Annotated in this window: 3 protein-coding genes; 1 reads left to right on the top strand and 2 read right to left on the bottom strand. The window is 64.3% G+C overall.

The window, feature by feature from the left end:
• Positions 1 to 192: 192 nt before the first annotated feature.
• Both HCZ87_RS19695 and HCZ87_RS19690 read right to left on the bottom strand, forming a co-directional pair.
• Entirely contained in the window at positions 193 to 834 is a 642-nt protein-coding gene (locus HCZ87_RS19695) for an aminotransferase class IV (protein WP_167646661.1), read from the bottom strand.
• Entirely contained in the window at positions 789 to 1916 is a 1128-nt protein-coding gene (locus HCZ87_RS19690) for an aminodeoxychorismate synthase component I (protein WP_167646659.1), read from the bottom strand. The genes HCZ87_RS19695 and HCZ87_RS19690 overlap by 46 nt, the downstream gene beginning before the upstream one ends.
• A 202-nt stretch (positions 1917 to 2118) precedes the next feature.
• Here HCZ87_RS19690 and carB point away from each other — a divergent pair.
• Positions 2119 to 5149, top strand: a 3031-nt coding sequence (carB, locus tag HCZ87_RS19685; protein WP_167646657.1) for a carbamoyl-phosphate synthase large subunit, incomplete at its 3' end; no start/stop codon positions are given.

Here is a 5149-nt window from a genome sequence, read left to right as displayed (position 1 = left end):
GCGAACCGGTGGCCCTCCCGCCGCCTCGCATCCCCCTGCTGACGCAGGGCGACGGCTCGGAGTTGGGCATAGCGCCGCGCGCAAGCGCGCGGCGCTGCCGCCGATCCCCATTGGGGATCGGCGGCCCGGCCCAACGGGAGCGGGTGCATCTTTGATGCCGCCCGCGACGGGCGGGAGCCCCACCGGCGACAATCAGACGCGTCTCGCTATTATTTCCCCGCGCAACGCGTTCAGCAGGTGGATCTGCTGCGCCTCAGCCACATCTTCCGGCAGCAGAACCGCCTCGCGAAGCTGCCCCGCCTCCAGCAATCGCTGCCGCATCACCCCCGGCAAACACCCAGACGATAGCGGCGGCGTCAAACGCTGCCCCTCTGTCGTTGTGATCGCGATATTGGTGATTGTGCCCTCGCAGACCTCGCCGCGCGAATTCAGGAACACCACCTCGTCCACGCCCGCAGGCAAGTCCGCCCGCACGCGATCATAAAGCGCGCGGCGTGTGGTCTTGTGGCGCAGGAACAGATCCTCCGCATCCAGCCGCTGCGCCGCAAAGGTGAAATGCCACAGATCCGCGACCGCAGGCATCGCTGCCGTTTCCAGCGCCAGCGCCCCGCTCGGGGCCAGGGTCATCCGGCAGCGCAACGCTTTATGCCCCGACAGCGCATCAACCCGGCGCGCCGCCTCATCAGCGTCAAACGGCAGACCAAAAACATCCGCCGAACGCGCCAGCCGCGCCAGATGCAGGGACAAATCTTCTACCCCTCTCCCAGGCCAATAGCCAAAGGTCTCGATCAGGCGGAAATCGGGGTCGTCACTTGCGCGAAACGGGCTTTCCACAGGGCTTCCTCATATTCCGACGGCGCGGTGCTGTCCCAGACCAGCCCGCCGCCCACATTGAACGTCGCCGCCTCGCCCTCCAGCATCACGGTGCGGATCGCCACATTGAATTCCGCGCGCCCATCCGGCGCGGCCCAACCGATGGAGCCGCAATAGATGTCGCGCGCAAAGGGTTCCAGATCGGCCAGCACCTCCATGGCGCGGATCTTCGGCGCCCCGGTGATGGAGCCACAGGGATAGAGTGCTGCAAAAATATCGGCCAGCCCGGAGCCCGCTGCCAGCTTCGCCCGCACCAGCGACACCATCTGGTGCACGGTGGCATAGCTCTCGACGCTGAACAGCTCCGGCACATGCACCGATCCGGTCTCCGCCACGCGGGAGATGTCATTGCGCAGAAGGTCCACGATCATCAGGTTTTCGGCGCGGTTCTTCTCATCCGACTTCAGGAACTCCCGCCGCCGCACGTCTTCTGCCGGATCGGCGCTGCGCGGCTGGGTGCCCTTCATCGGGCGGGTCTCGATCACCCCATCGGCAGTGGTGCGGAAAAACAGCTCCGGGCTGCGCGACAGTATCGCGGGCAGCCCCTCTTGCTCGATCAGCACGCCATGACCCACCGGCTGGCGCTCGGCGAGGGCCGCATAAAGCGCCTCCGCCCTGCCCCAGGAGGTCGCATCAATCGGAAAAGTCAGATTGGCCTGATAGATATCGCCCGCGCCGATCAGCGCCTTGACCTGATCAAAGGCCTCGGCGTAGCGCGCCGCATCCCACCGCGGTGCGATCTCGCCAAATCCCGCATCGCCCGCCCAGTTCGGAACCTCCGCAGCCGCCGGCGCGTGGTACACCCCAAACTGCATCAACGGCAGACGCCGGCGCCCCGGCATCCGCGCGCCGAGCTTTGGTTCCAGCGCATAGCCCAGCTCGTAGGACGCATAGCCCGCCAGCCAGTACCCCTCGGCGCGCGCCTGATCCAGCGCGGCCAGTGCAGCGGGCACCTCCGCCGCCTCATCGGCACGGATCATGCGCAGGGGGGCATCAAATTGCGCCGCCCCATCATCTGGGCCATTGTCAAAGCGGATTCGCACCGTCAGGGTCTCCTTGCAGACAGTTGTCCCGCATATAGCGCTTTTGCCTTGTCGCGAAAGGGCAGAAAACGGCAATTTGCGCCGCAAGCCCGATCCCCCTTGCACCTTTCGTCGCGCTGCCTATAACGCAGGACAATTTGGGCGCATCCATGCACCCGATTCAGACCGCCACGCCCCGCAGACTGCCAAAGGACGCCACGCCATGCCGAAAAGAACCGATATCCAGTCGATCATGATCATTGGCGCAGGTCCGATCGTCATCGGACAGGCCTGCGAATTCGACTACTCCGGCGCACAGGCCTGCAAGGCGCTCCGCGAAGAAGGCTACCGCGTCATTCTGGTGAACTCCAACCCCGCGACGATCATGACCGATCCGGGCCTGGCCGATGCCACCTATATCGAACCCATCACCCCTGAGGTGGTCGCCAAGATCATCGAAAAAGAACGCCCCGATGCGCTTTTGCCGACCATGGGCGGCCAGACCGGCCTCAACACCTCGCTGGCGCTTGAGGAAATGGGCGTGCTGGAAAAATACGGCGTCGAGATGATCGGCGCCAAGCGCGAGGCCATCGAGATGGCCGAAGACCGCAAACTGTTCCGCGAGGCGATGGATCGTCTCGGGCTGGAAAACCCCCGCGCCACCATCGTCACCGCGCCGAAGAAAGAAAACGGCAATGCCGATCTCGACGCGGGCGTGCAGATTGCGCTGGAGGCGCTCGAAGACATCGGACTGCCCGCGATCATTCGCCCCGCCTATACGCTGGGCGGCACCGGCGGCGGCGTGGCCTATAACCGCGAGGATTACATCCACTATTGCCGCTCCGGCATGGATGCCTCGCCGGTGAACCAGATCCTCGTCGATGAAAGCCTTCTGGGGTGGAAAGAATACGAAATGGAAGTGGTCCGCGACAAAGCGGATAACGCCATTATCGTCTGTTCAATCGAGAATATCGACCCGATGGGCGTGCACACCGGCGACAGTATCACCGTCGCCCCTGCCCTGACGCTGACCGATAAAGAATACCAGATGATGCGCTCCGCCTCGATCGCCGTGCTGCGCGAGATCGGCGTGGAAACCGGCGGCTCCAACGTGCAATGGGCGGTGAATCCGGTTGATGGCCGTATGGTGGTGATCGAGATGAACCCGCGTGTCAGCCGCTCCTCGGCGCTGGCCTCCAAGGCAACCGGCTTCCCGATCGCCAAGATCGCCGCGAAGCTCGCCGTGGGCTATACGCTCGACGAGCTGGACAACGACATCACCAAGGTGACGCCCGCATCGTTTGAGCCGACCATCGACTATGTGGTCACCAAGATCCCGAAATTCGCCTTTGAGAAATTCCCCGGCTCCGAGCCCTATCTGACCACCGCGATGAAATCCGTGGGCGAGGTCATGGCGATCGGCCGCACCATCCACGAATCCATGCAAAAGGCGCTGGCCTCGATGGAATCGGGCCTCACCGGCTTTGACGAGGTGACCATCCCCGGCGTTGTGGCGGGCCATTGGGAAGCCGTCGGCAGCGCCGACAAGGCCGCCGTGATCAAGGCGATCAGCCTGCAAACCCCGGACCGGCTGCGCACCATCGCCCAGGCCATGCGCCATGGTCTCACCGATGACGAGATCTTTGCCGTCACCAAATACGACCCCTGGTTCCTGGCCCGGATCCGCGAAATCATCGACGCCGAGCGTGACGTGCGCAAGAACGGCCTGCCGATGCGCGAAGACGGCCTGCGCGCGCTCAAGATGCTCGGCTTCTCCGACGCCCGCCTTGGCCTGCTCACCGGCCGCGACGAAGACAACGTGCGCCGCGCCCGCCACAACCTCGGCGTCAAGGCCGTGTTCAAACGCATCGACACCTGCGCCGCCGAATTCGAGGCGCAGACGCCCTATATGTATTCCACCTATGAGAGCCCGATGATGGGCGAGGTCGAATGCGAAGCGCGCCCCTCCGACAAGAAAAAAGTCGTCATCCTCGGTGGCGGCCCCAACCGGATCGGCCAGGGGATCGAGTTCGACTATTGCTGCTGTCATGCCTGTTTTGCGCTGACCGATGCGGGTTACGAGACCATCATGGTCAACTGCAACCCGGAGACGGTATCGACCGACTATGACACCTCCGACCGGCTGTACTTCGAGCCGCTCACCATGGAGCACGTCATGGAAATCCTGCGCGTGGAGCAGGACAACGGCACCCTGCACGGCGTCATCGTGCAGTTCGGCGGCCAGACCCCGCTGAAGCTCGCCAACGCGCTGGAGGCCGAGGGCATTCCGATCCTCGGCACCACCCCGGACGCCATCGACCTCGCCGAAGACCGCGAGCGCTTCCAGGCGCTGGTCAACGAGCTGGGCCTCAAGCAGCCACGCAACGGCATTGCCTCCACCGACGCGCAAGCGCTTGAAATCGCGGATGATATCGGCTTTCCGCTGGTCATCCGCCCCTCCTATGTTCTGGGCGGTCGCGCGATGGAGATCGTGCGCGACATGGATCACCTCAAGCGCTACATCAGCGAGGCTGTGGTGGTCTCCGGCGACAGCCCGGTGCTTCTGGACAGCTATCTCTCCGGTGCGGTTGAGCTGGACGTGGATGCGATCTGCGACGGCACCGACGTGCATGTTGCGGGCATCATGCAGCACATCGAAGAGGCCGGCGTACACTCTGGCGACTCCGCTTGCAGCCTGCCGCCCTACTCGCTCGACAAAGAGGTGATCGAGCGCATCAAGGTGCAGACCTTTGCCCTGGCCAAGGCGCTCAATGTGGTTGGCCTGATGAACGTGCAATTTGCGATCAAGGACAATGACATCTACCTGATCGAGGTGAACCCGCGCGCCTCGCGCACCGTGCCCTTCGTGGCCAAGGCCACCGACAGCGCCATCGCCTCCATCGCCGCGCGCGTCATGGCGGGCGAGCCGCTGTCGAACTTCCCGCGCCGTGCACCCTATAAGCCGGACGCAGGCTACGACGTGAACACCCCGATGGCCGACCCGATGACCCTGGCCGACCCGGATATGCCCTGGTTCTCGGTCAAGGAGGCGGTACTGCCCTTCGCGCGCTTCCCCGGCGTCGATACGCTGCTGGGCCCGGAGATGCGCTCCACCGGCGAAGTCATGGGCTGGGATCGCAGCTTTGCCCGCGCGTTCCTGAAGGCGCAGATGGGGGCTGGCATGGTCCTGCCTGCCTCCGGTCGTGCCTTCATCTCTATCCAGGATGACGTCAAGACCGAGGTGATGCTCGCCA

The organism is Phaeobacter sp. HF9A (genome assembly GCF_011806385.1).
Lineage (GTDB): Bacteria > Pseudomonadota > Alphaproteobacteria > Rhodobacterales > Rhodobacteraceae > Epibacterium.
The sequence above is the reverse complement of the archived record's forward strand: the minus strand, read 5'-3'. Positions and strand labels throughout refer to the sequence as shown.